The organism is Tardiphaga sp. 862_B3_N4_1 (assembly GCF_051811085.1).
Lineage (GTDB): Bacteria > Pseudomonadota > Alphaproteobacteria > Rhizobiales > Xanthobacteraceae > Tardiphaga > Tardiphaga robiniae.
Genome location: NZ_JBPWQB010000001.1, coordinates 2,111,866 through 2,137,698 on the forward strand (window position 1 = coordinate 2,111,866; position 25,833 = coordinate 2,137,698).

At 63.5% G+C, this 25,833-nt stretch carries 18 protein-coding genes; 7 read left to right on the forward strand and 11 right to left on the reverse strand.

Going from position 1 to position 25,833, the window contains the following annotated elements:
* Positions 1-152 precede the first annotated feature (152 nt).
* Both AB8B02_RS09890 and AB8B02_RS09895 read right to left on the reverse strand, forming a co-directional pair.
* The gene (locus AB8B02_RS09890) at positions 153-2,822 is read right to left on the reverse strand and encodes a glycosyltransferase (protein WP_120289847.1); all 2,670 of its coding nucleotides are present in this window, start codon (positions 2,820-2,822) and stop codon (positions 153-155) included.
* 200 nt (positions 2,823-3,022) lie between these two features.
* Positions 3,023-3,598, reverse strand: a complete 576-nt coding sequence (locus AB8B02_RS09895; RefSeq protein WP_309943919.1) for a beta-1-3, beta-1-6-glucan biosynthesis protein — start codon at positions 3,596-3,598, stop codon at positions 3,023-3,025.
* A gap of 220 nt (positions 3,599-3,818) precedes the next feature.
* Between AB8B02_RS09895 and AB8B02_RS09900 the strand changes: the two genes are divergently transcribed.
* Positions 3,819-5,468 (forward strand): beta-(1-6) glucans synthase, encoded by a 1,650-nt coding sequence (locus AB8B02_RS09900; RefSeq protein ID WP_439064620.1) that lies wholly within the window; start codon positions 3,819-3,821, stop codon positions 5,466-5,468.
* Here the strand turns inward: AB8B02_RS09900 and AB8B02_RS09905 are convergent.
* Both AB8B02_RS09905 and AB8B02_RS09910 read right to left on the reverse strand, forming a co-directional pair.
* Complete coding sequence (locus AB8B02_RS09905; protein WP_068730752.1) at positions 5,428-5,808, reverse strand: hypothetical protein; 381 nt, start codon at positions 5,806-5,808, stop codon at positions 5,428-5,430. The genes AB8B02_RS09900 and AB8B02_RS09905 overlap by 41 nt on opposite strands.
* Before the next feature lie 122 nt (positions 5,809-5,930).
* Positions 5,931-7,178 carry a hypothetical protein gene (locus tag AB8B02_RS09910; RefSeq protein WP_439063827.1) on the reverse strand — a complete coding sequence of 416 codons (1,248 nt, stop codon included), beginning with the start codon at positions 7,176-7,178 and terminating at the stop codon, positions 5,931-5,933.
* A gap of 171 nt (positions 7,179-7,349) precedes the next feature.
* On the opposite strand from AB8B02_RS09910, the gene glmU reads away from it, so the two are divergent.
* Entirely contained in the window at positions 7,350-8,702 is a 1,353-nt protein-coding gene (gene glmU, locus AB8B02_RS09915) for a bifunctional UDP-N-acetylglucosamine diphosphorylase/glucosamine-1-phosphate N-acetyltransferase GlmU (RefSeq protein ID WP_439063828.1), read from the forward strand.
* A gap of 22 nt (positions 8,703-8,724) precedes the next feature.
* On the opposite strand, the gene AB8B02_RS09920 is transcribed toward glmU, so the two are convergent.
* Complete coding sequence (locus AB8B02_RS09920) at positions 8,725-8,874, reverse strand: hypothetical protein (RefSeq protein ID WP_158550328.1); 150 nt, start codon at positions 8,872-8,874, stop codon at positions 8,725-8,727.
* A 266-nt stretch (positions 8,875-9,140) separates the two neighbouring features.
* Here AB8B02_RS09920 and glmS point away from each other — a divergent pair, with 266 nt between their 5' ends.
* Together glmS and AB8B02_RS09930 are read left to right on the forward strand one after the other, a co-directional pair.
* Complete coding sequence (gene glmS, locus AB8B02_RS09925) at positions 9,141-10,967, forward strand: glutamine--fructose-6-phosphate transaminase (isomerizing) (protein WP_439063829.1); 1,827 nt, start codon at positions 9,141-9,143, stop codon at positions 10,965-10,967.
* 148 nt (positions 10,968-11,115) lie between these two features.
* Complete coding sequence (locus AB8B02_RS09930) at positions 11,116-11,889, forward strand: DUF502 domain-containing protein (RefSeq protein WP_374725664.1); 774 nt, start codon at positions 11,116-11,118, stop codon at positions 11,887-11,889.
* A 964-nt stretch (positions 11,890-12,853) separates the two neighbouring features.
* Here the strand turns inward: AB8B02_RS09930 and recG are convergent.
* Positions 12,854-14,959, reverse strand: coding sequence for an ATP-dependent DNA helicase RecG (gene recG / locus AB8B02_RS09935; protein ID WP_439063830.1), 2,106 nt, complete (start codon positions 14,957-14,959; stop codon positions 12,854-12,856).
* Positions 14,960-15,137: 178 nt separating this feature from the next.
* Between recG and AB8B02_RS09940 the strand changes: the two genes are divergently transcribed.
* Positions 15,138-15,428 carry a succinate dehydrogenase assembly factor 2 gene (locus tag AB8B02_RS09940; protein ID WP_089264393.1) on the forward strand — a complete coding sequence of 97 codons (291 nt, stop codon included), beginning with the start codon at positions 15,138-15,140 and terminating at the stop codon, positions 15,426-15,428.
* Complete coding sequence (gene mfd / locus AB8B02_RS09945; RefSeq protein WP_439063831.1) at positions 15,425-18,943, forward strand: transcription-repair coupling factor; 3,519 nt, start codon at positions 15,425-15,427, stop codon at positions 18,941-18,943. The genes AB8B02_RS09940 and mfd overlap by 4 nt, the downstream gene beginning before the upstream one ends.
* Positions 18,944-18,998: 55 nt before the next feature.
* Here the strand turns inward: mfd and AB8B02_RS09950 are convergent, their stop codons facing one another.
* The 4 genes from AB8B02_RS09950 to AB8B02_RS09965 form a co-directional block, all read right to left on the reverse strand.
* Positions 18,999-19,391, reverse strand: coding sequence for a PRC-barrel domain-containing protein (locus AB8B02_RS09950; RefSeq protein WP_093758623.1), 393 nt, complete (start codon positions 19,389-19,391; stop codon positions 18,999-19,001).
* A gap of 73 nt (positions 19,392-19,464) precedes the next feature.
* A complete protein-coding gene (locus AB8B02_RS09955; protein ID WP_439063832.1) occupies positions 19,465-20,700 on the reverse strand; it encodes a GGDEF domain-containing protein in 1,236 nt (411 codons plus the stop codon).
* Between the two features lie 105 nt (positions 20,701-20,805).
* Positions 20,806-22,314, reverse strand: a complete 1,509-nt coding sequence (locus AB8B02_RS09960; RefSeq protein ID WP_120289826.1) for a class I adenylate-forming enzyme family protein — start codon at positions 22,312-22,314, stop codon at positions 20,806-20,808.
* 4 nt (positions 22,315-22,318) lie between these two features.
* Complete coding sequence (locus tag AB8B02_RS09965) at positions 22,319-24,187, reverse strand: extracellular solute-binding protein (RefSeq protein ID WP_439063833.1); 1,869 nt, start codon at positions 24,185-24,187, stop codon at positions 22,319-22,321.
* Positions 24,188-24,412: 225 nt separating this feature from the next.
* On the opposite strand from AB8B02_RS09965, the gene AB8B02_RS09970 reads away from it, so the two are divergent.
* Positions 24,413-25,237 (forward strand): invasion associated locus B family protein, encoded by an 825-nt coding sequence (locus tag AB8B02_RS09970; RefSeq protein WP_439063834.1) that lies wholly within the window; start codon positions 24,413-24,415, stop codon positions 25,235-25,237.
* Between the two features lie 185 nt (positions 25,238-25,422).
* Here AB8B02_RS09970 and hspQ read toward each other — a convergent pair whose 3' ends face one another.
* Positions 25,423-25,755 (reverse strand): heat shock protein HspQ, encoded by a 333-nt coding sequence (gene hspQ, locus AB8B02_RS09975; RefSeq protein WP_089264388.1) that lies wholly within the window; start codon positions 25,753-25,755, stop codon positions 25,423-25,425.
* Between the last annotated feature and the right edge of the window lie 78 nt (positions 25,756-25,833).

Below are 25,833 nucleotides of genomic sequence, written 5' to 3' on the forward strand. Positions count from 1 at the left end.
CCCTTGCGGGGCGCGGTGAGGCCGGTCAGCCACGGCCGCGATGGCGCCCGCAATGCAGCGTATCGCGTGACCGGCTGTGTAAAAGGCGGGTCCGCCGGGGTCAAGGGCAGGGCTCGATGTTATGGACATGAACCGCGCCCCATTGGCGTGGTTCAGCTCGCTTCGCGCTGGGCCTCGGGGCGGGACACGTCGATCGGCGGCATCGCCACCGGGCGAAGGCCGATCAGCTCGGCCGTGCGAACCGTCGTGTTGCGCCACCACTGGAAGTCGTTGGCGCGCGAATTCTCCAGGATGGCAATCATCACCGCCGACAGGAACGGCAGGCTCTGCAGCACCAGCACGCCGGCGAAGATGTAGATCTCGGTGACCTGCTTGGAGTTGTTGGAGAACACCAGCACGCCGCAACTGATCAGCAGAAGCACTCCGATCACGGCTTCCCAGAAGGCTTGGAATTCGATCGACATGGTCGACTTGCCGCCCTTGGAGGTCACGGTGAAGGGCAGGTGATCCTTGATCAGGCCATCGGCGACGGCGCGCGACACTGTCCACTGCACCGACATGGCGGCGATCATCGCGCCCAGCATCTGCCACAGGCCGATCTTCACGCGCAGCCGATACAAGACGATGAAGTGCGCCAGCGACACCACGAATGACGCGATGATCGGCAGCGTCAGGATCTTGTCGGGGATGGCGATATCGGCGAAGGCGATGATCGGCACCCAGATGATGTTGAGGATCGCCACCACGACGCCCAGGCTTTCGGCGCCGAGCCAGTTCAGCCAGCCCATACCGAATTCGCGCTTCTGGTCCTGGGTCATGCGGCTCGCGCCGGGCATGAAACGGCGCCAGTGCTTCTTGATGATCTGGAAGCCGCCATAGGCCCAGCGATGACGCTGTTTCTTGAACGCCTCATAGGTGTCCGGCAGCACGCCGTAGCCGTAACGTTCCTTGGTGTAATGCGTCAGCCAGCCATGCTGCATGATGGCGAGGCCGAGATCCGAGTCCTCGCAGATGGTGTCGCCGGCCCAGCCGCCCGCCATGTCCATCGCGGAGCGACGAATGAGGCACATGGTGCCATGGACGATGATCGCATTGGCCTCGTTGCGCTGGACCATGCCGATGTCGAAGAACCCGGCATATTCGCCGTTCATGATGTAGTGCATCAGTGAACGGTCGCCGTCGCGGTGGTCCTGCGGCGCCTGCACGAGGCCGACGCGCGGATCGTTGAAGGCTGGGACGAGATCTTTCAGCCAATTCGGCTCCACCACATAGTCGGCGTCGATGATGCCGATCACTTCGGCATCCGCCGCGGTGCGGTCCATGGCGATGCGCAGGGCGCCGGCCTTGAAGCCCTCGACCTTCTCCGCATTGATGAAGATGAAACGCTCGCCGAGCATGCGGCAATGATCCTGGATCGGCTGCCAATAGGCCGGATCCGGCGTGTTGTTGATGATCACCACGCATTCGAAATTCGGATAGTCGAGCCGGGCAACCGCATCCAACGTCAGCTTCAGCATGTCCGGCTGTTCGCGATAGGCCGGAATGTGGATCGAGACCTTCGGGTATTTCTGCTCGGCGTCTGCAGCGGCACGCAGCTTTTCGCTGCGTTCGGCTGTCAGCAGCCGCAATGGCTTCCGGCCGAAGGCGATGGCCGCAATCTCCTCGATGCGCGCCAATGCGATCAGGAGCAGCGGGATCAGCAGGATGCAGCCGAGTGAGAGGGCGAAGGCCGATCCCCAGACGAAATAGTGAGTCTGCTGATAGGCGAAGATGGTTGCCGCCCAGGCGCCAACGGCATTGGCTGCGGTCGAGAGCACGAGAGCCTGCATCGCTGTCGCGCCAACGATCTGCAGGATCGGCAGCGACAGCAGGATGCCAACCAGAAGCGCAATACTGGCGTTCTTCCAGTGGTCCGGATCCACGACCGGACCGGTCCATGGGAATTTCGGTTCCCGCGAGGCGTTGAGAACGCCCCAATAGGGGCCGACGCCGCCTTCGAAGAATTTCCAGGGCTGATCGATGGCTTCGACGATGTTGTAGTCCATGCCGATCGCTTCAGCGCGGGTCACGAAGTTGCGCAGCACGACGGCCTGCTTGAACGGGCCGGGCACGGCCCTGCGCAGATTGTAGCCTTCACTCGGCCAGCCGAATTCGGCGATCACGATGCGCTTGCCGGGAAAGGTCTCGCGCAGGACGCCGTAGAGATGAACGGCCTGGTCGACGGCCTGGGTGTCGGTGAAGTTTTCCCAATAGGGCAGGATGTGCGCGGCGATGAAGTCCACCGACGAGGCGAGCTGCGGATTGTCGCGCCAGATGTTCCAGATTTCGCCGGTCGTGACGGGAACCGTGACCTGGCGCTTTACCCGGCGGATATATTCGACGAGGTCCTCGAGCTTGAGTTCATCGCGATACAGCGTTTCGTTGCCGACCACGATGCCGATGACATTCGGGTTCTTCTTCGCAAGCTCAACGGCGGAGGCAATTTCACGCTCGTTGCGATCCGCGTTCTTGTCGATCCAGGCGCCGACGGTGACCTTGAGGCCGAACTCGTTGGCGATGGCGGGTACCATTTCGACGCCGCCGGTCGACGAGTAGAGACGGATCGCGCGCGTGATCGTCGACAGTTTCTTGAGGTCGGCGCGAATCTTCTCGACGGTCGGAATGTTGTCGACGTCGGGATGCGCGGTGCCCTCGAACGGCGCATAGGAGAGGCTGGGAATCATGCCCTTGAAATCGGGAGCTTCCTGCTTCTCGCGCAATACGCCCCATAGGGCGGCATGAACGGCGGTCACGAACAATAAAACGGCGACGACAGCGCGCATCGCAACTGAACCATAACGGGGCGAGCGTGGCCGGGAAGCGGACCCGTCCCCGAGGTCCGACCAGTACAACGGTAACGGAGACTATATCCGCCACACGAATTAACAACTCATACGCTGCCGTGGCCTTTTGAGGGCGGCACCATTATTCAAATGCGATTAGGCGCCGCCAGCTGAATGCCGCCTGAACAGAGCGCGCCACATTACTTCGGCGTTTCAGCAGGCGGTTTGGCGTCCGGCTGCGGAGCGGCCGCCGGCGCTGCGCCGCCACCGGCAGGCGCAGGCGTTGCCGGCTGGCTCAGCGCGGCAGGCTGCGGCTGCGCGTTCGGATTGATCCAGCAGCCGTGGACGCGGCTGTTGAGACTGTCCGCAATTTTCGGATCGATCAGCGGGCCGAATTTGACCAGGCAGCGGAACGTTGCCTGCACATGACCGCCGGGACAGCCGAATCGGTCGTAGAGATCGAGGTGACGGAACGCGGTGTCGAGATCGTCGCGCCACATCAGCACTACGACGCGGCGGCCAAGCCAGACGCATTCAGGATTGCCGGCAGGACCATTGATCGCCTGGGTCGCCTCGACAAATTCGTCGGATTTCTTCTGGCTCTCACGGGCAACGTCGGCAGGCGTCACGGGCGCATTTGCCGCAGGCTTCTGATCCTGTGCGCGAACTGGGCCGCTCTGGGCCAACGCGCAGCCAACACCCAGCAGCAGAGCAAGGCCTGGAACGGCGAGACAACGCAGAACCGCAGATTGGAACCCGAACACCAGTCGACGCATAAAGTCCCCGATAAGTTGGCTGCCAGGCAGTTCTGACGCCCTCGCCAGATGCCGTTCAAATGGGCCCCCAATACGGCGGGGACCACGGCTGAATCCCATGACGGACATTTTTGATTTTGTCCAGCAACGCCGGAAGTTTGTCTGATTTTCGTGGCGTGTCGGGCCGACAAGTCCGTGATTGCCGGCATGACGCACTTGGCAGATTGGCGATGACCGGCTAATCGACGGACGACTTTGGAGGACGGAACCAATTTCCACCCGCACGCCGCTGGCGCTTCTCATCCTTTCCCTTGGTACGATCGCAGCGGTTTGGTGGTGGCTCGCCACGCCGGTCACGCTGGTGCGCGCGCCGATTGATCCTGCCGCCAAACTGGAATGCGTCTCCTATGCGCCGTTCCGTGGTGAGCAGACGCCGTTGAACTCGACCGCCGTTATTCCGGCGAGCCAGATTGCCGAGGACATGGCGCAACTGGCCGGGATCACCAAATGCGTGCGGACCTATTCGATCGATAACGGCCTCGACCAGGTGCCGGAGCTTGCGGGCAAGGTCGGACTGAAGGTCATTCAGGGCGTCTGGCTCGGCAGCAACCGGCTCAAGAACCTGGCGCAGATCGCCGGCGTCGTGGATCTCACCAAGCGCTTTCCGAACGTGATCAGCAGCGTGGTCGTCGGCAACGAGGTGCTGTTGCGCGGCGAGATGACGGCTGCCGATCTCGTCGGCAATATCCGCTCGGTGAAGGCGCAGGTCGGCAAGATCCCCGTGACCTATGCCGATGTCTGGGAGTTCTGGCTGAAGAATCGCGAGATCTATGACGCGGTCGATTTCGTCACGATCCACATCCTGCCCTATTGGGAGGACTTTCCGATTCGCGCGAAGAGCGCCGCCGCCCATGTGGACTCGATCCGCAAGCGTCTCGCCGTGGCGTTTCCATCCAAGGAAATCCTGATCGGCGAAACAGGTTGGCCGAGTGCCGGGCGGATGCGCGATGGCGCGTTGCCGTCGCGCACCAACCAGGCACGGGTCGTGTCCGAAATCCTCGATCTGGCCAAGCGCGAGGGATTCCGTGTCAATCTGATCGAAGCCTATGACCAGCCGTGGAAGCGCGACCTTGAAGGTACAGTCGGCGGCTATTGGGGCCTGATCTACGATCAGCCGCGCGAATTGAAGTATCCACCGGGCGTTCCGATTACCAATTATCCGTCGTGGAAGCTGCAGATGGGGCTCGGCATGGGCCTGAGCTTCCTGGTTTTCGTGACGGGCATGTTGACGCTTCGTCGACGGCCATGGTCGCCGCGTCTGTCGGCCTGGCTGACCGTTGCCGTATCGGCCACGGTGGCCGGCGTCCTGCTGGGCGTTGCCGCAGACAAGCTGATCTATGAAAGCTATGGCGTCGGCCGCTGGATCCAGTGGAGCGCGCTGCTGGCTGCCGGTGTCGCGTCGCCGCTGCTATGCGCCTATGCGACGATGTCCGGTCGCTCGCTACCAACCTTCCTCGAACTGGTCGGGCCGAGCCGGTTCCTGGCCCGTTCGTCGTCGACCGTCCTGCTCGGGCTGACCCTGGCTGTGGCGGCGCTGATCGGCGCTGAGACCGCGCTCGGTTTCGTGTTCGATCCGCGTTACCGCGACTTTCCGTTCGCGGCGCTGACCATGGCGGTGGTGCCGTTCGCCGGACTGATGGCTGTCAACCGTCCGCAGGAAGGCGTACGGCCGGTCGCCGAGTCGATGTTTGCCGGAGTGCTCGTGCTGTCGGCCCTGTATATCGGCTTCAACGAAGGGCCGGATAACTGGCAGTCGCTGTGGACCTGCGCGATCTATCTGCTGTTCGGCATCACGCTGTGGCGGGCGCGGGCCGCGCAAAGCCCAGAATGAGCAGGCCGATCGCGATGCCCGACAGGGCGACATTGTAGAGCACGATCCCGAAACCGGCTGCGATCAGCGCGACGGTGATCAGCACGATCGATGGCCGCAGCAGATTCAGCGTCGCAATGACGATCGCGGCGATGCCGAACACCGAATTCTTGAACAGATAGGTCATCACCAGCCGGCTCTTGCACAGGGTGCTCTGCAGGCCGGCGTCGCAGGCGAGCGCCGTCGTCGACAATTCGATAGCCAGATAACGCAGATAGATGGCGTAGCCGACGGACAGGAAGCCGACGATGAGAAGCCATTGCACCTGACGGGCGGTGAGCTTGAACGGATCTTTTTTCATGCGGAAACCATGGTTCAAAACGCTGTGCGGAACAACCCGGCATGCGGTCGCGGTGAGAGGTCGGACCTAGATAACACTTTAGCCGCGCACGCCAAGAGATTGAAAATATGATCTTTTGGTCCTTAGCGCAGCCCCAGGAACGAGGTCAGCGACGATTGTGGCTTGGGCGGCGCAACTTCTTCAACGGGCTTGGGCGGCGGCGCTTGTTCGGTGCGCTCCTGTGGCTTCGGCGCGGCGCGCCTGCGTGGCGCCGGTCTGGCTGGTGCAGGCGCAACTTCCGCGGGCGCCGTCTCGGCCTTCATAGCAAGCCGCTGACCGTCGAAGATCGACGTCTCGCAGGGCCGGCTGCTCTCGGTTAGCACGGCGCAGATCTTCGCGGCGGCTGCAGCATCGCTGAGTGGACCGGCGACGAGGCGCAGTTGCATTCCGAGTCCGGTCGGGCGTTCCTTCACCATCATGATTGGGCGCAGTCCGTTCAGCGCGCGTGACTTGGACATACCGCGCCAGATCGCGCGCAGGCCGTCCACCGAATTGGCGCCGCCGATATCAACGCCGAACTCCGTGCGCGCAACCGGCGTCGCAACGGCCTCGACGACTGTGGGGGTGGGCTCGGTCGCGGCCGGTTGGACCGATGCCGTTGTCTCCGGAGCGGCCGGAGGAGCTTCGATGGTCGGCGCCGGTTCGCTCAATTTGGCGGCCGCAGCGTCGGGCGGCGCCGTCATCGATTTCCATGCAACGAGCGGCGCAGAGGCTGGTGGATTGATTGTCGATGAAGCCGCTACTTGCGCCGGTTTGGCGGCTGTCGTTTCGGCAGGCGGCGCGATGATAGCCACGGGACCGATGACCGGCGTCGACGGAATGCTCGGAAGCTCTGCCACCGGCTTTGGCTCGGTGGCTGCAGGCGGGGCGACGACGGATGCGGAGGCAGGTGGCTGCGGCGCTGGTGCTGGCGTCGTTGTGGCGGCTGTTGGCGTTGGAATGGTCTGCCGCTTGATCGATCCGGTGACTGAATCCAGGCCCTGTTCGACCGAGGTAACGCGGGCATAGAGCCGGTCGCGGTCGCTGTTCAGCGTCTCGATGGCCAGCGTCAGGCGCCGGGCCTCGGCCTGGGTCTCCTTTGCAACGAACTGGATCTGCTGCGACTGCCGCGCGAAGGTATCGGATGTGGCGACCTGATCGCGGCGCAACTGGACCTGCGACTGGCTGGCCAGAATGGCAACCACCACCGCGCCCACGGCGGCAACGCCCCAGGAGCCCAGCCGCCACATCATGCGGCGGTCGACCTTGTCTTCCTCAGCCAGAAATCCGGTCAGCCAACCGCTATGCTCGGCTGAGAGAGTATCGGCCCACTTGTCGTGCTTATCCGCCATTCGACGTCTGCGTCGCCCCATCGCCCCTGCGAATCACAGTTCAACATTATCAGGAAACCGGCGGGAACCTGAGGTTGTCGGGCCACACGGCGAACCAAACCGGTTTCCAGATTGGCCCAAAACCATTTAAGACGGCCGCGGCGCATGAGCGCCGCCACAACGGGGATTCGGATGACGGGCAGAACCAGCCTCACCATCGTGCTCGCGGCCGGCGAGGGAACGCGGATGCGGTCCTCGACGCCGAAAGTGCTGCATCAGGTCGCCAGCCAGTCGCTGCTGGGCCATGTGCTCGCGGCAGCGCCTCATGGCGCAGGCTCTGCGCTGGCCGTCGTTGTCGGTCCCGATCGTCAGGATGTGGCGGATGAAGCCAGACGGGTGCGGCCCGATGCCGCAACATTCGTTCAGCATGAGCGTCTCGGCACCGCCCATGCCGTGCTGGCAGCAAAGGACGCCATTGCGAAAGGCGCGGACGATCTGCTGATCGCCTTCGGCGACACGCCGCTGATTTCAGCCGAGACGTTCGAGCGTTTGCGTGCGCCGTTGAAGGCAGGTGCCGCGCTGACCGTACTCGGCTTTCGTGCGGCCGATCCGACTGGTTATGGCCGACTTCTGGTCGAAGGCGATCAGCTGGTTGCGATCCGTGAACATGCGGATGCCACACCGGCCGAGCGTGCGGTCGATCTCTGCAATGCCGGGGTGATGGCTTTCGCCGGCAAGACCGCGCTCACAATCATCGAGAAGATCGGCACGTCCAACAGCAAGGGCGAATACTATCTCACCGATGCCGTCGAGATCGTGCGGAGCATGGGCTTGCGGGCGAGCGTGATCGAGACCAGTGAGGATGAAGTCCGCGGCATCAACACCAAGGCGCAGCTCGCGGAAGCCGAAGCGATCATGCAGGCAAGGCTGCGCAAGGCCGCGCTCGACGCGGGCGTGACCATCGTCGCGCCGGAGACCGTGCATCTTGCGGCCGATACGACGTTCGGCAACGACGTCACCATCGAGCAGTATGTCGTGATCGGGCCCGGCGTCAGTATCGCCGACGGCGCTGTCATTCACGCCTTCTCGCACATCGTGCAGGCGGCCATCGGCAAGAAGGCCTCGATCGGTCCTTACGCACGCATCCGGCCGGGAACGTCGGTCGGCGAGGGCGCGCGCATCGGCAACTTCGTTGAAGCCAAGGCGGCCATTCTGGAAGCGGGCGTGAAGGTCAACCACCTGACCTATGTCGGCGACACGCATATCGGTGCCGGCGCCAATATCGGCGCGGGCACCATCACCTGCAATTACGATGGCTTCAACAAGAGCAAGACGATCATCGGTGCCGGCGCCTTTGTCGGTTCGAATTCGTCGCTGGTCGCACCGGTGAAGATCGGGGCCGGCGCTTATATCGGTTCGGGTTCGGTGATCACCCGCGATGTGCCGGACGATGCGCTTGCGGTAGAGCGCAACGAGGTGTCGATGAAGGAAGGTTGGGGCAAGCGCTTCCGCGACAAGAACGCGGCGAACAAGAAGCCGAAGTGAGCGCGGGGTGTTCGCGATGACGTCAGGTCACCGGGGTCTTCAGGTGCCAACCACGGCGTATCGGGCGCTTGGCGACAATTTCTTCCTGCGGCGTATGGGGCTCAGCGACATGCGGTTTCACCGCAATATCACGCTGCGGCGGCGGCCAATGCGCCAGTTTGCTCTGCGACATCTCGACATGTCGCAGCCGTGATCCGGCGATCGATCGGGGGGCTCTGGGGTCTCGCTCCTCCCACATGGACGTCTACTCCGGTCAGGCGTAGATGCTTCCGCAAACACGTTGATGGTTTGTTAAACGCGTCGCGCAAAATGCCCCTATAACCGCGGTAACTTGTCTCAATCGGCAATAATTATTGAGTAACAGTCGATTTGCGATTCTCGCTAAGAGAGTTCCAGTATTTCTGGGCAATTTGATACCACTTGGAGAGATAACCCCGCATGTGCGGCATCGTCGGAATTTTGGGACGCGGTCCGGTTGCTGACCAGATCGTGGACTCGCTGAAGCGCCTCGAATATCGCGGCTACGATTCCGCTGGCGTCGCCACGCTGGAAGGCGCGCATATCGATCGCCGCCGCGCCGAAGGCAAGCTGAAGAATCTCGAAGCCAAGCTAGGCAAGTCGCCGCTGGCAGGTCATATCGGCATCGGTCACACGCGCTGGGCGACGCATGGCAAGCCGACCGAAGCCAATGCGCATCCGCACGCCGCCGAAGGCGTCGCGGTTGTGCATAACGGCATCATCGAGAATTTCCGCGAATTGCGTATCGAGCTCGAAAAGAGCGGCGCCAAATTCGCGAGCGAGACCGACACCGAAGTCGTCGCGCACCTCGTCAGTTTCTATCTGCAGAAGGGCTCAACACCGGTCGATGCCGTGAAGCAGGCGCTGCCACGGCTCAAGGGCGCGTTCGCATTGGCTTTCGTGTTCAAGGATCACGACAACCTGATGATCGGCGCCCGCAAAGGCTCGCCGCTCGCAGTGGGCTATGGTGACGGCGAGATGTATCTTGGCTCCGACGCGATTGCGCTGGCGCCGTTCACCGACGACATCAGCTATCTCGAAGACGGTGACTGGGTGGTGCTGACCCGCAAGGGCTGCGAGATCCACGATGAATCCGGCAAGGTCGTGAAGCGCGATGTGCTGAAATCCGGCGCGTCAGCCTTCATGGTCGATAAGGCCAACTATCGCCACTTCATGGCCAAGGAAATTCACGAGCAACCGGAAGTCGTTGGTCACACGCTGGCGCGTTATGTCGATCTGGCGAACGAGCGCGTTGCGCTGCCGATGACGCTGCCGTTCGACTTCAAGGACATCCAGCGCATTTCGATCACCGCCTGCGGCACTGCGAGCTACGCGGGTTTTATCGCTAAATACTGGTTCGAACGCTTTGCGCGCGTGCCGGTCGAAGTCGATGTGGCATCTGAATTCCGCTATCGCGAAGCCCCGGTACGCAAGGGCGATCTTGCGATCTTCATCTCACAGTCCGGCGAGACGGCCGATACGCTGGCAGCGCTGCGTTACGCCAAAGAGCAGGGCATGCACACGCTCGCTGTCGTCAACGTCACGACCTCGACCATTGCACGCGAGAGCGAGACCGTGATGCCGACGCTGGCTGGTCCGGAAATCGGCGTGGCTTCTACCAAGGCTTTCACCTGCCAGTTGATGGCGCTGGCGACGCTTGCGATCGCAGCCGGCAAGGCCCGCGGCGAGTTGTCCGACGCCGACGAAGCCAAACTGGTTCACGGTCTCGTCAAGGTCCCCCGTCTGATGACGGATGCGCTGACGCACGAAGCTGCGATCGAGAAGCTGGCGCGCGACATCGCCAAGTCGAAGGACGTGCTCTATCTCGGCCGCGGCACCAGTTATCCGCTGGCACTGGAGGGCGCGCTGAAGCTGAAGGAAATCTCCTACATCCACGCTGAGGGTTACGCGGCCGGCGAACTCAAGCATGGTCCGATCGCGCTGATCGACGAGACCATGCCGGTGGTCGTGATCGCGCCCTATGACCGGGTGTTCGACAAGACCGTGTCGAACATGCAGGAGGTCGCAGCGCGCGGCGGCAACATCATTCTGATGACCGATGCCAAGGGCGCCGAGGAGGCCACCGTGGACTCCATGGTGACCATTGTGATGCCGGACATGGACGCAGCATTCACGCCGCTGGTCTATGCCGTGCCGGTGCAGTTGCTCGCTTATCACACCGCCGTGGTGATGGGCACTGACGTCGACCAGCCCCGCAATCTGGCGAAGTCGGTCACGGTGGAATAGGCCGGCGAAGCGGCAAGATTGTCGCAGGCGGCCGGTTTGGCCGCCTGGCGCCGCCAAGTGGCTTCCCCCGCACTGGCGAAATCCTGCTAGGATACCCATAAGGACTGACGGCGCGGTTTCGCGCGCCGCGCCAGATGGATTTGAAACGCTGATGGAACGCCCCGATTTGCCGTTGACCCCGCCCGTTGGCGACCCGCCGCCCGAGGCGCCGCGCGGCTTCATGGCCCGGATCCGCAACTATTTCCTCACCGGTCTGATCGTCGCCGGTCCGGTCGCGATTACCTTTTACCTGACCTGGTGGTTCGTCACCTGGGTCGATGCCATCGTGCGGCCGCTGGTACCGGAGGCCTATCGGCCCGAACAGTATCTGCCTTACGGTATTCCGGGCTCCGGCCTGATCGTCGCTTTCGTGGCGCTGACCCTGCTGGGTTTCCTCACCGCCAACCTGATCGGCCGCTCCCTGGTCGATCTCGGCGAGAACCTGCTCGGCCGCATGCCGGTGGTGCGCGCGATCTATCGCGGGCTGAAGCAGGTGTTCGAGACGCTGTTCTCGGGTTCAGGATCGAGTTTCCGTAAAGTCGGTCTCGTCGAGTTTCCGTCGCCGGGCATGTGGTCGATCGTGCTGATCTCGCAGCCGCCGAGCACCGAAGTCGCGAAGAGCCTGCCGGGGCAGGAGGAGCACATCTCGGTGTTCCTGCCCTGCGCGCCGAATCCGACGACGGGATTCTTCTTCTATGTGCCGAAGAGCAAGATCATCGACATCGACATGTCCGCCGAGGATGCCGCGACACTGATCATGTCGGCGGGCGTCGTACAGCCAGGCTCAGATTCGCAGAAGAAGATCGCAGCATTGGCGCAGATGGCAACGGCAGCGGGTATCGCGAATGCTCCGCCAGCGAAGCAGCCAGCACAGGTGGATTGAGGCACCACGGCTTTGTTGATGGGATGAGCGTCTTCGCGAAACCTATCAATCGATGCCTCGTAACGCTCTCGGTTGTCATGGCCGGACTTGTTCCGGCCATCCACGCCTTGCTGTGGACCTCGCCAAGGCGTGGATACCCGGCATGCGCCGGGCATGACGGCAGTGTGTGGGACGTCCACGTCGCGCCGTTGCTGATTCAACTGTCAAACAGCCACTGCTCTTCAGACATGCGTCATCACCCCTGTTGTTTGCGGCGCGGGGGCGCCGTCGTCGCTTGCATTCCCGCCCCCTTGCGAGAGGGCGTGCGGAACGCCGGGTGCCCGTTGCACCCTTGGGCCTGATGCGATGCGGTCTTCCGCAATTGTGAGTGCATCAGGACTTTCGGAGGCGCCGAGCAAGTGCCCGACGTTCCGCCTGCGGTGTTTTTTCGGTTGCTTGCACATCTGCCATGGCGAACGGTCCCATCACCAAAATTAATGTCCCAGGGCGGAGGGACAGGGTAGCCGCAAAGCACTTGGCCGAACGCGTTTCGATTTGGTCGTCCGTCACACTGTCCAGGGGTCTGTCCATCCGAAGGTCGGCCGTTTCCTTGCCAGTGGCAGTGCTGGCGCAGATCCGTCCTGCCCGAAGACAGACGTTCCCCCATGAACCGCGTGACGCCGCATCTCCGGCGTCCACCGCATCCTGCCCCGCGAACGTGACGATCGCGATCGCCCCTCTCGGTGGGGCAGGACGGAGGGGAATATAAACCTGATGGGGATGTTGTCAACGGCGGGTAGGAAAAAATGTTTGGTGCAGGCTTGCCGCCCCAAGCTCGTCATTCCGGGGCGCGGGCGCGCCTTCGCGCACGCGAACCCGGAATCCCAGCATGAGAGTCTCCGACAGCGCAAAACACTTCGAGATTCCGGGCTCAGTCCGGCCCGCTTTGCGGTCCGTCCTACCCCGGAATGACAAGAAAGCGCGGCTATCCCGCACCGATCAGCGGGATCGCCTCATCGCGTTCGTAGAGATACAGCAGGCAGCGCAGCGCTTCGCCGCGCTCGCCTGTCAGTTTCGGATTGTCCTGCAGGATCCGCAGCGCTTCGTCGCGCGCCTGTGTGATGAGCTGTGCATGGACTTCGGACCGCGCGATGCGGAAGCCGGGCATGCCGCTCTGACGCGTTCCCAATACGTCGCCTTCGCCGCGCAGCTTGAGGTCTTCCTCGGCAATGCGAAAACCATCAGTGGAGTCTTTGATGACCTTGAGGCGCTTGGTGGCGATCTCGCCAAGCGGTTCGCGATAGAGCAGGAGACATGTGGACGCCTCGGAGCCACGTCCGATGCGACCGCGGAGCTGATGGAGTTGCGCGAGGCCGAAGCGCTCGGCATTCTCGATCACCATGATGGTGGCGGCGGGCACGTCGACGCCGACTTCGACGACCGTCGTGGCGACGAGGATCTGCGTCTCGCCGGCAGCGAAGCGCGCCATCGCCGCATCCTTTTCGGTGCCTTTCATCCGGCCATGCACGATGCCAACCTTGTCGCCGAACCGCTGCTGCAGGCTTTCAAAGCGCTCTTCCGCATTGGTGAGTTTCGGGCCGTCCATCTCGGACTCTTCCACCAGCGGCACGATCCAGTAGATCAGCTTGCCGTTGTCCACCGCGCGGCCGATGCCATCGATGACTTCCTGCAGCCGGCTTGCGGACATGGTGCGGGTCTCGATCGGCTGGCGTCCGGCGGGCTTTTCACGCAGTTCCGAGATGTCCATGTCGCCAAAGTAAGTCAGCACCAGCGTGCGCGGGATCGGCGTCGCCGACAGCACCAACACATCGACCGCGCTGCCCTTGTTGGTCAGCGTGAGGCGCTCGCGGACACCGAAACGGTGCTGCTCGTCGACGACAGCCAATGCGAGCGCTTTGAATGCGACGTCGTCCTGGATCAGTGCGTGGGTGCCGACAATGAAGTCGATCTCGCCGGCGGCGAGCCGCGCCAGGATATCCTTGCGCTCGCGGCCTTTCTCACGGCCGGTGAGGATGGCGACGCGCAGACCTGCGCGTTCGGCCAGCGGCGTGATGGTCTTGATGTGCTGGCGCGCGAGAATTTCCGTCGGCGCCATCAAGGCTGTCTGCTTGCCGACCTCGGCGGCGGCCGCAGCGGCAAGCAGCGCCACGACGGTCTTGCCCGAGCCGACGTCACCCTGCAGCAACCGGAGCATGCGCAGCGGCTTGGTGAGATCATCGGCAATGGCCGCGGTCGCCTGCTGCTGCGATTGCGTCAGCGCATAGGGCAGGGCGTCGATGATCTTGCGGCGGATGTGACCATCGCCGGCATTGCGATCGCCGGCGGGACGACGGAGTTGCGCACGCACCAGCGCCAGCGCCAGTTGGCCGGCGAGCAGTTCATCGAAAGCGAGGCGCGACCAGAACGGACCTTCCGGAAGGACATCAGTAATCTCCACCGGCACATGGACACGCTGCAACGCCTCCGCCAGCGACGGGAACTTGCAGCGCCGGATCACTTCGGGGCTGATCCATTCCGGCAGCGCCGGCAGCTTGGTGAGCGCCTGCGCGATGGCCTTGCGCAGTGAGGTGATGGCGAGGCCCTGGGTCAGCGGATAGACCGCGTCGATACCCGTGAGCTTGGCGAAGCCTTCCTCGTCGACCACGCGGTCGGGATGGGTGATTTGCAGCATGCCGTCGAACAGCTGTGTTGTGCCGGAGACGTAGCGCTTCTCGCCGACCGGCAGCAGCTTTTCGATCTGCCCGGGATAGGTGCGGAAATAGGTCAGGATCACCGTGCCGGTGTCGTCGTGGGCATAGACCAGATGCGGGGCGCGGGAGCGGCCGGGCGGCGGTTCGCGATGGCGATCGACGGTGACTTCGAGGGTCACCATGGCGCCGATCTCGGCCTCGTTGATCTTCGGCCTGTCGCGGCGGTCGATCACGCTGACCGGCAGATGGAGCAAGAGATCGACGATGCGCGGCGTCTCGGCGCGGTCCAGCAGGAAGCGCAGCAGCTTGTCCTGCTTCGGCCCGATGCCCGACATGCTAGTGACCGGGACGAACAGGGGATTGAGCACTTCAGGGCGCATCAGGACGACTCAGGTGGCCAGCACGGCGAGAGAGCTACGGTATTTGCGAGACTTGGATGCATTTCAAGGCGAAAGCAATGCGTTATGAGGTGCTGACAGGGGCGGAAGCGGAGGCTATATGAGCCTGCCCGGCACGTCCGGGCTTTCTGCGTTTGCGGGCTTTGGGCGGGATGGACAGATGACGGGAACGACACGATCGAGCAACGGCCTGGATGACCGCCGCAAGCGGCTGCTGTTCCGCTGCTGGCACCGCGGCACGCGCGAGATGGATCTCATTCTGGGCCGCTTTGCGGATGCCGAGATCGGCATTCTGGCGGACCTCGAACTCAAGCAGCTCGAAGACCTGATTGGCCTCGAAGACCCCGAGCTCTATCCGGCCTTTGTCGGTGATACCCAATTGGACGAACAGTACCGCACGCCGCTGTTCGAGCGCATCAAGCTGTTCCGGAATCTGGACAAGCCTCTATGAAATCCCCCGTTGCCTCGCCGGCCGCGCAGCTTGCGCCCGGCCGTGCGCTGACCTTTGCCAATGTCGCCGAGGGTGCCGAAGGCCTGATCGTTGCCGATTTGGCACGCGCGGTTGCGGCCAAGCCGAAGCCGCCGGCGGTGAGCCTGACCGTGATCTGCCGTGACGGTCCGCGGATGCAGCAGCTCGCGCGCTCGCTGGAATTCTTCGCGCCGGATCTGCCGGTGCTGCAATTCCCGGCCTGGGACTGCCAGCCCTACGACCGCGTCTCGCCCCATGGCGGCATTCTCGCGCATCGCATGACCACGCTGGCGCGGCTGTCGCGCCTCACCGGCAGCGACAAGCCGATGATCGTGCTGACCACGGTCAATGCCGTCGTCCAGCGCGTGCCGGCCCGCGAGATCGTGGCGGCGCAGGCGCTGTCGGTTGCGCCCGGCCATGTGGTGCCGATGGACTCCATTGTCGCCTGGCTCGAACACAACGGCTACACCCGCTCCGGTACGGTGCGCGAGCCCGGCGAATATGCCGTGCGCGGCGGCATCCTCGATCTGTTTCCGGCGGGCCTCGACCAGCCCGTGCGGTTCGACTTCTTCGGCGACAGCCTGGAATCGATCCGGGCCTTCGATGCCGAGACGCAACGCACGCTGATGGATATGCGCGCGCTGGATCTGGTGCCGGTGTCTGAATTCCAGCTCATCACCGAAACCATCCGCCGCTTCCGCATGGGCTATGTCGCGCAGTTCGGCGCGCCGGAACGCGACGACCAACTCTATGAAGCGGTCAGCGAAGGCCGCCGTCATCCCGGCATGGAGCACTGGCTGCCGCTGTTCCAGGACCGCATGGACACGCTGTTCGATTATCTGCCGGGCACGCCGGCTGCCATCGAGCCGCAGGGCGAAGATGCCGCCACCGAACGCTTCAAGCAGATCGGCGATTATTACGAGGCGCGCCGCGAAGCCATGGGCATCCCCGGCGGCGGCGCGATCTACAAGCCGCTGCCGCCGGACCGGCTCTATCTGACCGACAGCGAATGGCACAAGCGGCTGGAAGATCTCGCAATGGCGCGGTTGTCGCCGTTCGCCGTGCCGGACGGCACGCCGGGCGTGGTCGACGCGGGTGCACGGGCAGGCCGCAATTTCGCGCCGGAGCGCGCCGACGCCAATGTGAACGTGTTCGAGCGCGTGGTCGCGCATATTGGGGCGTTGCAGGCGGAGCGCAAGAAGGTCGTTGTCGCGCTGTGGAGCGAAGGCTCGCGCGACCGCATGGCGAGCATGTTGAAGGATCACAAGCTGCTGAACCAGCAGATGGTGAATTCCTGGCGCGCGGTGCAGGCGACGCCGCGCAACGAGACCATGCTGGCCGTGGTCGGCATGGAATCCGGTTTCGAGACCGACCAGATCGCCGTCATCAGCGAACAGGACATTCTCGGCGACCGCCTGGTACGGCCGCGCAAGGCGAGCCGCAAGCTCGACAACTTCATCTCGGAAGTGACGAGTCTCGCGGCCGGCGACATCGTCGTTCATGTGGAGCACGGCATCGGCCGTTTCGTCGGGCTGCAGACGTTGCAGGTCGGCGGCGCGCCGCATGACTGTCTCGAATTGCGCTACGCCAACGAGACCAAGCTGTTTCTCCCCGTCGAGAATATCGAACTGCTGTCGCGCTACGGCTCCGACGCGACCAATGTCGAGCTCGACAAGCTCGGCGGTTCGGGCTGGCAGGCGCGCAAGGCCAAGCTCAAGAATCGCATCCAGGAAATTGCCGGCGAACTCATCAAGATCGCGGCCGAGCGGCATCTGCGCGAGACCGAGCGGATCGTCGTACCGCGCGAGCAGTATGACGAATTCTGCGCGCGCTTTCCCTATGAGGAAACCGAGGACCAGCAGACCGCGATCAACGCCGCGCTGCACGATCTCGAACATGGCAAGCCGATGGATCGCCTGATCTGCGGCGATGTCGGCTTCGGCAAAACGGAAGTGGCCATGCGCGCGACCTTCGCCGTGGCCATGGAAGGCAAGCAGGTCGCCGTCGTGGTGCCAACCACGCTGCTGGCGCGCCAGCACGCGAAGAACTTCACCGAGCGCTTCAAGGGCTTTCCGGTGAATGTCGCGCAGGCCTCGCGGCTGGTCGCGCCGAAAGAGCTGACGGCGACCAAGAAGGGCCTCGCGGATGGCTCCATCGACATCGTCGTGGGCACGCATGCGCTGCTCGGCAAGTCGATCAAGTTCAAGGACCTCGGCCTCGTCGTGGTCGACGAGGAGCAGCACTTTGGCGTGACGCACAAGGAACGGCTGAAGCAGCTCCGCGCCAATGTCCATGTGCTGACGCTGTCCGCGACGCCGATCCCGCGCACGCTGCAACTCGCATTGACCGGCGTGCGCGATCTGTCGATCATTGCCTCGGCGCCGGTCGATCGCCTCGCCGTGCGGACCTTCGTGGCGCCGCACGATCCCCTGATGATCCGCGAAGCGCTGCTGCGTGAGCGCTATCGCGGCGGGCAAGCTTTCTACGTGGTGCCGCGCATCGACGATCTCGCCGAAGTGAAGGACTTCCTCGACAAGCACGTGCCGGAGATGAAGGTCGCCGTGGCCCATGGTCAGATGGCGCCGACGGTCATCGAGGACATCATGTCGGCCTTCTATGACGGCAAATACGATATCCTGCTGTCCACCACGATCGTGGAATCGGGCCTCGATATCCCGAACGCCAATACGCTGATCATCCACCGCGCCGACATGTTCGGTCTCGCGCAGCTCTATCAGCTCCGTGGTCGCGTCGGCCGCTCCAAGCTGCGCGCTTATGCGCTGTTCACGCTGCCGTCGACGCACAAAATCACCGGGCAGGCGGAGCGGCGTTTGAAAGTGCTGCAGTCGCTGGAGAACCTCGGCGCCGGCTTCCAACTCGCCTCGCACGATCTGGATATCCGCGGCGCCGGCAATCTGCTCGGCGAAGAGCAGTCCGGCCATATCAAGGAAGTCGGTTTCGAGCTGTATCAGTCGATGCTGGAAGAGGCGATCCTGGCGCTCAAGTCGGGTATTTCCGAGCCGGTTGCCGACAGGTGGTCGCCGACCATCACGCTCGGCATGCCGGTGATGATCCCCGACGACTTCGTCGCCGATCTTGCGGTCCGTCTGTCGCTGTATCGCCGGCTCGCCGATCTCGAAACCGACGACGAGATTGCAGCCTTCGCGGCCGAACTGCGCGACCGTTTCGGCGTTCTGCCGGACGAGGTCCGCTATCTGTTCAAGATCGCGGCCATCAAGGCCTATTGCCGCCGCGCCAATGTCGAGAAGGTCGATGCCGGTCCGAAGGGCGTTGTCATCTCGTTCCGCGACAACTCGTTCGCGCAGCCGGACAGGCTGGTATTCTTCATCAAGCAGTATGGCCAGGCCGCGAAGGTGCGCCCGGACATGAAGGTGGTGTTCCTGCAGGATTGGGGAACACCGGAAGAACGTCTCGAAGGCGCAACGGAAATCCTGCGCGCGCTGGCGGGGCTCGCGGAGAGCAAGAAGGCGGCTTAACGACAACCGGCCGCCGGCATTACTGCCGACGGCCGTTCGTTGAACTACGCGACGCTTACTTCGGATACTTGAATTCCGGAGCGGCCTTCAGCGCTTCCTTGGTGGTGTTCATCGACGCCACCCACTTGTTGTCCTTGTTCAGGCTCACCTTCACCGAAGCTGGCGAGACTGCGACGTAGTGTTCGCCCATGCCGAGGAAGCCGCCGACCGACAGGATCAACGCGTCGACCTGATTGTTCTTGATTGCGAGATCGCTGATCTCGCCGATGGTCTCGTCCTTCTGGTTGGTGATGTTCAGGCCCTTGAGCTTGGACGAGAACATCTCCTCCTTGGAGACGGTCGAGAACTTTGCCTCGGCGGGTGCAGCGCCCGTCGTGACTGTCGACTGCGCGAGAACCGGCGTGGCGAGAAGGGCGAGGGAAGCGGTGATCAGTGCGAGCTTTTTCATTATCGTTGTCTCCATTGCAGATGCACCTACAATGCGACGTTCGATACTTCGTTCCTGATTTTATTTCTGGAACTTATGACGCTGCGCGTTGCGCGTCCTCGCCATGCAGGCGCGCCAGCAGCGACTTCGCGGTATCCGTTGGCTCCATCGTGATCACGGTGACGTGGGGATCGTTGCGCGCATCGCGCTTGGGTCCGTGCATGGTGTGCTTCATCACGCTGGAGAGCCGCCTGGCGATCATATGGGCGTTGCGCTGGTCGGTTTCGGCGAAGGCGACCACGATGGAGCCGTCACTCTGCAGCGTGCCGAAATCCATCCGCCGCATCAGCCGGCTGATGATCCGCGCAGCGTCGCGCTGCGCGCGTAGCGGGATATTGTCGAATGCGAACCGGGCCATCGACAATCCGCCGCCGCGGGTTTGCGTGTGATAGACGGCGGTCGCGATGTCGCGTTCGAAGGCTGCTGTCGTGAGCAGGCCGGTGGCGGGATCGAGCAGCCCGTCGGATTCGATCGACTTCAAGGTGCGGCCGAGACGTGCCTCGAAGGCATGCTGGCGCAGCAGCGGTAGCGCCGTGGCCGCGACGGTGTCGGCGTCTCCGGCGACCATTTCGAGATTGGCAAGATCGTAGCTCGGCGTCAGGCCGGGCACGGTGACGACAACGGGCAGATTGCGGAAGCGTGCGTCCTCGGTGAGGACAGTGAGAAACGCGTCAACGACGCGCGTGCTGAAGCCCTCGCCGATGACGATGCCGTCGAGGTCGCGCGCGTTGAGATGTTTGGCGGCGGCCTCGATGCTGAGCGCGCCGACCACGCCGACGCGTTCGCCGAGCGCAACCGACAGCGCGGCATAACCACCGCCGCGGCCGATCAGCATCACCGTCGCATCGTCGAGCGGGTCCGACTGCAGGGACATGCGATGCAGGTTTTCGGCTGTCAGGCGTCGCATGACCGTGGCGTGCAGCGTGCGCACACGCAGCGCGTTGCGCAGCCGCGCGCTGAGCCGGTCGAAATTGCCGTCGGTTTGCGTGAGCGGGATGGCATGGCCCGGCAAGTCCGTGGCGGGATCGATCGCAATCAGCGGCACGTAAGGTTGCTTGGCGCCAAGGCGCTTCGCCAGCGCCTGGAAGGTCGGCATGTCGTCAGCGGAAGCAGACACGACCACGGCGGCCGGCTGCACCCGCGCCACCGCATCCAGTGCCTCGGCCCATGTCGCATCGACAACCGGGAAGATGTTGCTCTCCGCCAGGGCTGTCGCAAACGCGGCCGGCTGCTGGTTGGAGACGGCGACGATCGTGGCCTGGTCGGACATGCTTGAGCTGAACCTCTACGCGAAACTGATCGCGGCAGGCTAGCCCGACGTCCTTAATGCAGAGTCAATGAGATCGCTCGCATTTTCAAGATCACTTTTGCTGGCTCAGTCGGCTGCGGCACGGTCGCGGAAGGCTTCGACCATCAGCGGATTGAGGCCGAGTTCCGTCAGGGCGTCGCGGGCGCGGCCGTTATTGCTGGCGCGGCCGGCGAGGCGGTAGCCGCTGAGCCGATCGGGGAGCGCGGTAAGCATCGCGTTCTCGCCGAGCCGCTTGGCCCATTCATTGAGGTCCTGCGCCAGGAAGCGATAGCCGCCGACGGCCATGATGCCCGAGGGCGGCGCAGTGATGTTGATCGCGCCCGTCGCGCGGTCGAGCCGGGCCATATAGCCGGTATCGACATAATCGAGCGGCTGGGCGGGGATCAACGCGTTGCTGGCGTCGGCCTGGGCCGTATAGGCCAGCACCGGTACCATCGGGCCGCGGAGGCCCAGCGTGCCCCTGGGCGTCAGCATGATGTCGCCGGCAATGGAGGAGCCTTGCTGGGCGCGCGGAGCGCCGTGCGGGCCGGGCATGATGGCGACGGGCAAGCCGTCGTCTGCGCGGATGGCGCCGAACAGGCCGGCTTCGCCGAACAGATAGACGTCGGTGAACGATGCCTGGGAGCCCGGCCATGCAGGCGAGGCGGCGACCTGTTCAGGCGCGCGCCAGAGGCCGAGCACATAACGCAGCACGGGAGACCGATCCAGCAATCCGCCTTCGGCGAGACGCTGCGCCAGCGGCGCCGGGGCCACAAGCACGTCGCAGGCATTGGCGGCGATGCTACGTTCCAGCACCGCATTGTCGAACGGATGATGCAAAGCGAGTACGCCGCCAGAGAGCAGCCAGGTCACCAGCGACGAGGCGATGCTGGCGAAGGACGACGGCACCAGCGCCGACATGATCGTGGCGCCCTGCGGCATGCCGCTTTCCAGGAACACAGCAAGGCCGCCCGAGATCAGGTTGAGATGCGTGCGCGGCACTGCGCGGAAGCCATCGGACGTGACATCGAAGGAGACGATGGCCGCGCGGCGGGCGTCCTGCACCACCGGTGTGGGTTCGGCGAATTCGCCCGTCAATACGGCGTCGAGCGGGGTCATGCCTTCCGGCAGGTCGCTGCCGAAGCCGCCGACATAGCGGATCGAGAAGGCTTCAGCCGCAGCGTTCATGATCAGATCGGCATGGCTGACGCCATCGATCTTGCTCGACGTCACCAGCGCACGCGCACTGCAGCGATTCAGTGCCATGGTCAGGTCGGCCTGGCGCCAGAGCTGCGGCAGCAGCGCGACGACGAGGCCGGCGCGATGCGCAGCCAGCACGGTCAGCACGAATTCCACGGTGTTCGGCAATTGGACGGCGATGACCGAATTGGCGGGGAGGCCGGCCTCCATGAAATGCGCCGTCAGCGCCGAGATCGCGCGGTCGGCATCCGCAAAGGTCAGCCGCTGCGGTTCCGTCGCCGTGATGCGCAGCTTGTCGGCGGGATCGACCAGCGCCAGCGCCTGCGGCTGCCGGCTGAGAATGCGGCGAAACAGACCGTCGAGGGTGGGCGAGGCGTTCGGCGTGGGTGATGTCACGGTGTCACTTCCGGTTCGGCGGCGAAGCTGGCAGCGTTCTGGCCCACCAGGTCTCCGGCAAATAGCCTGAGAGTGCGATGGTCGAAGGTCGTTCTATCCGATTCCATCGCGCAATCCATTGCTCGCCGACATAGTAGAGCGGGATAGCGTAGAAACCTGCGATCAGCGCGCGGTCCATGGCGCGGACGGCATCGACGAAGGGACCGTGGTCGCGGGCCTCCAGCATGGCGGAGATCATGGCGTCGACCGCGGGATTCTTCGCGCCCATATAGTTGCGGGTGCCGGGATTATCGGCGGCTTCCGAACCCCAGTAGAACGACTGTTCGTTGCCCGGCGACAGCGACTGGTCCCAGCGATTCTGGATCATGTCGAATTCGAAATTGATGCGGCGCTGGTCGAACTGCACGGCATCGATGGAGCGGATATTGGCAATGATGCCGGCGCGCTTGAGATCGCGTGCATAGGCCAGCGCGATGCGTTCCTGATCGCGGGTGGTGACGAGGATCTCGAAGGCGAGGGGCGCTTTGTCCGATTGCCGCCGCAGCACGTTGTTATCGAGCACGTAGCCCGCATCCTTCAGCAGTGCCAGCGCAGTGCGCAGCGCGGGACGGTCACGGCCCGAGCCATCGCTGACCGGCAGGCGGTAGCTGCCATCGAGAATGTTGGCGGCTATATTTGAGGCGTAGGGCTGCAGCAGTGTCCGTTCGCGATCATCCGCGGCGCGCATATAGGCGGAGAGATCCGAGCCCGCGAAGAAGCCGGCCGAGCGGGCATAGAGGCCGAAGAAATAGGTGCGGTTGATCCATTCGAAATCGAACAGCAGCGTCAGCGCCTGACGTACGCGAATATCCGCGAACATTGGCCGCCGCGTGTTGAACACCAGAAATTCCGACGGCTTCGGCAGGCCGGTCTTGATGCTGTCGCGGATCACCTCGCCGGACGAGGCGGCAGGGAATGTGTAGCCGTCGTGCCAGCGCAGCGGTTCGTTCTCGACGCGGAAGTCGTAGAGGCCGCGCTTGAAGGCTTCGAAATGGGTATTGGCCTCGCGATAGTAATCGAGGCGGATCTCGTCGAAATTCCACAGCCCGCGATTGATCGGCAGATCGCGGCCCCAATAGGCGGGATTTTGGGTGAGGGTCACCGCCGCACCGGGCTTCACACCCGTCACCGTATAGGGCCCGGAGCCCAGCGGCGGCGCCATCGAGGTTTCCTCGAACGTGTCGGGATTGACGGCGTGTTTCGGCAGCACCGGCATCAGGCCGAGGATCAGCGGCAATTCGCGATCGGCCTGGCCGCCGAAGTCGAAGCGCACCGTGCGCTCATCCAGCGCTTCGGCCTTGGCCACTTTGGAATAATACTGCCGGTGATTGGGCCGGCCCTTGTCGCGCAGCAATTGCCAGGAGAACAGTACGTCTACAGCCAGGACGGGCTTGCCGTCGGAGAATTTGGCCTGGGGATTGATCCGGAAGGTGACGAAGCTTCTGGTATCGTCGGTTTCGACGCTCTCGGCGAGCAGGCCGTAGAGCGTAAAGGCTTCGTCCTGGCCGCGGGCCATCAGGCTTTCGATGACATAGCCGCGCATCTGCGGCACCGCGATGCCCCGGACGATGAAGGGATTGAGACTGTCGAAAGTGCCGAGCACGCCCTGGACCATGCGGCCGCCTTTCGGCGCGTCGGGATTGGCATAGGGCATCTGCCTGAAATCGGGTGGCAGGGCCGGGGCGCCGTGCATGGCGATCGCGTGGCTGGGATCGGCCTGTGCGGAATCGGCCACTGGGGCGGCTAGAGCTGCCCAGCAGGCCAGCGCCGCGATCACCTTGGACAGGGTCGAGAGACCCTGTGCATCTGTGCGATTTGATTCGGTTGATTTCACAGAGGAACTTTACCATGGCTGCCCACCCCGAACCTGTGCCATGCATCAAATAGGGCTGGCGCCATTGATCTTTTCGTCGGCCGCTGTATTGAAAGCGGACAATTGACGAGGACGGCGCGGCCTGTCACGTAACGGCCTTAATTGGCACCGAGACACCCGCCAACGGGTGACTGTCAGCGCCGCCTCCGGGATATGAGCGCCTCCGTTCAGAAAGGGTTTTCCGAAATGAATTTCCGTCTCTTGGCTGCGTCGGTTCTGCCGCGCGGGCGGGGCTTCGCGCTTCTGGCGGCGACGGCCTTGACCGCCACGATGATCGCTCCGGTTGCGTATGCGCAGGCTCCTGCGCCTGCTGCGCCGCCGGCCGCGGCGCCGAAGGCTGCTGCGCCTGCGCCCAAGGCCGCGCCGAAAGCTGCACCGAAGGCTGCTGCTCCGGCTGCTCCCGCCGCCCAGGCGCCGGCCGCAGGCGCGCCGCCGGCCGATCAGCAGGTTCAGCTGATCTACGCGCCCTGGACCAAGTTCTGCCTCAAGGGCCAGGACGCCAACGCGAAGCAGGTCTGCTTCACCGGCAAGGACGGCCGCATCGAGTCGGGCCAGCCCGTCATCGCCGCCGTCATCATCGAGCCGGAAGGCGAACCGAAGAAGATCCTGCGCGTGACGCTGCCGCTCGGCATGCAGCTCGTGCACGGCACCCGCGTGATCGTGGACAGCAATGCCCCGGCGCAGAGCCCCTATGTGATCTGCTTCGCCAATGGCTGTATGTCGGATTACGAAGTCACTCCGGAGCTCCTGGCCAATCTGAAGAAGGGCCAGAACCTGATCGTGCAGGCGATCAACTCCAACGGCGCACCGCTGACGCTGCCGCTGCCGCTGGCCGAATTCGCCAAGGCCTATGACGGTCCGCCGACCGATCCGAAGGTGTTCGAAGAAACCCAGAAGAAGCTGCAGGAAGAGCTGCAGAAGCGCGCAGCGGAAGCCCGCGCCAAGCTCGAAGCCCAGCAGCCGGCAGCTGGTGCAGCACCGGCGGCCCCGGCCAATCCGGCCGCGAAGTAAGCTGGTTCAACAGACAAACGAAAAGGCGCTCAGAAATGAGCGCCTTTTTTGTTGGGTTGAGGTGTTGACCCATCCACGTCATTGCGAGCGCAGCGAAGCAATTCAGCAAGCCAAAAGCTGGATTGCTTCGTCGCAAGTGCTCCTCGCAATAACGGACGAGGGAGAGGCGTGAAACGTTAAGCGGGCTAATTCAGCGACGGATTGCGTGGCCGGTAGCTGCCGGACTTGTCCTTGATGAAGATCTCGGCGACCTGGGAGTGCCGGATCGGCTCGCCGGATTCATCGGGAAGCAGGTTCTGCTCGGAGACATAAGCGACGTATTCCGACTCAGAATTCTCGGCCAGCAGGTGGTAAAATGGCTGGTCCTTGTTCGGACGGACGTCTTCGGGGATCGACAGCCACCATTCTTCGGTGTTGTTGAATTCCGGATCGATGTCGAACACCACCCCCCGGAACGAAAAGATCCGGTGGCGGACGATCTGTCCAATCTGGAATTTGGCGGTCCGCGCTTTAATCATTCTGGTCGAATAGACCAGGATTGTGGCCGATGCTAGAGGCAAACGACGGAATTAAGACAGCCGGAAGCCGCTCCCCGC

Bases quoted from the DNA above. Each gene is read 5' to 3' on its own strand.
- AB8B02_RS09890 (WP_120289847.1), bottom strand. From the start codon at position 2,822: ATGCGCGCTGTCGTCGCCGTTTTATTGTTCGTGACCGCCGTTCATGCC.
- AB8B02_RS09895 (WP_309943919.1), bottom strand. From the start codon at position 3,598: ATGCGTCGACTGGTGTTCGGGTTCCAATCTGCGGTTCTGCGTTGTCTC.
- AB8B02_RS09905 (WP_068730752.1), bottom strand. From the start codon at position 5,808: ATGAAAAAAGATCCGTTCAAGCTCACCGCCCGTCAGGTGCAATGGCTT.
- AB8B02_RS09910 (WP_439063827.1), bottom strand. From the start codon at position 7,178: ATGGCGGATAAGCACGACAAGTGGGCCGATACTCTCTCAGCCGAGCAT.
- glmU (WP_439063828.1), top strand. From the start codon at position 7,350: ATGACGGGCAGAACCAGCCTCACCATCGTGCTCGCGGCCGGCGAGGGA.
- AB8B02_RS09920 (WP_158550328.1), bottom strand. From the start codon at position 8,874: ATGTCGCAGAGCAAACTGGCGCATTGGCCGCCGCCGCAGCGTGATATT.
- glmS (WP_439063829.1), top strand. From the start codon at position 9,141: ATGTGCGGCATCGTCGGAATTTTGGGACGCGGTCCGGTTGCTGACCAG.
- recG (WP_439063830.1), bottom strand. From the start codon at position 14,959: ATGCGCCCTGAAGTGCTCAATCCCCTGTTCGTCCCGGTCACTAGCATG.
- AB8B02_RS09940 (WP_089264393.1), top strand. From the start codon at position 15,138: ATGACGGGAACGACACGATCGAGCAACGGCCTGGATGACCGCCGCAAG.
- mfd (WP_439063831.1), top strand. From the start codon at position 15,425: ATGAAATCCCCCGTTGCCTCGCCGGCCGCGCAGCTTGCGCCCGGCCGT.
- AB8B02_RS09950 (WP_093758623.1), bottom strand. From the start codon at position 19,391: ATGAAAAAGCTCGCACTGATCACCGCTTCCCTCGCCCTTCTCGCCACG.
- AB8B02_RS09955 (WP_439063832.1), bottom strand. From the start codon at position 20,700: ATGTCCGACCAGGCCACGATCGTCGCCGTCTCCAACCAGCAGCCGGCC.
- AB8B02_RS09970 (WP_439063834.1), top strand. From the start codon at position 24,413: ATGAATTTCCGTCTCTTGGCTGCGTCGGTTCTGCCGCGCGGGCGGGGC.
- hspQ (WP_089264388.1), bottom strand. From the start codon at position 25,755: ATGATTAAAGCGCGGACCGCCAAATTCCAGATTGGACAGATCGTCCGC.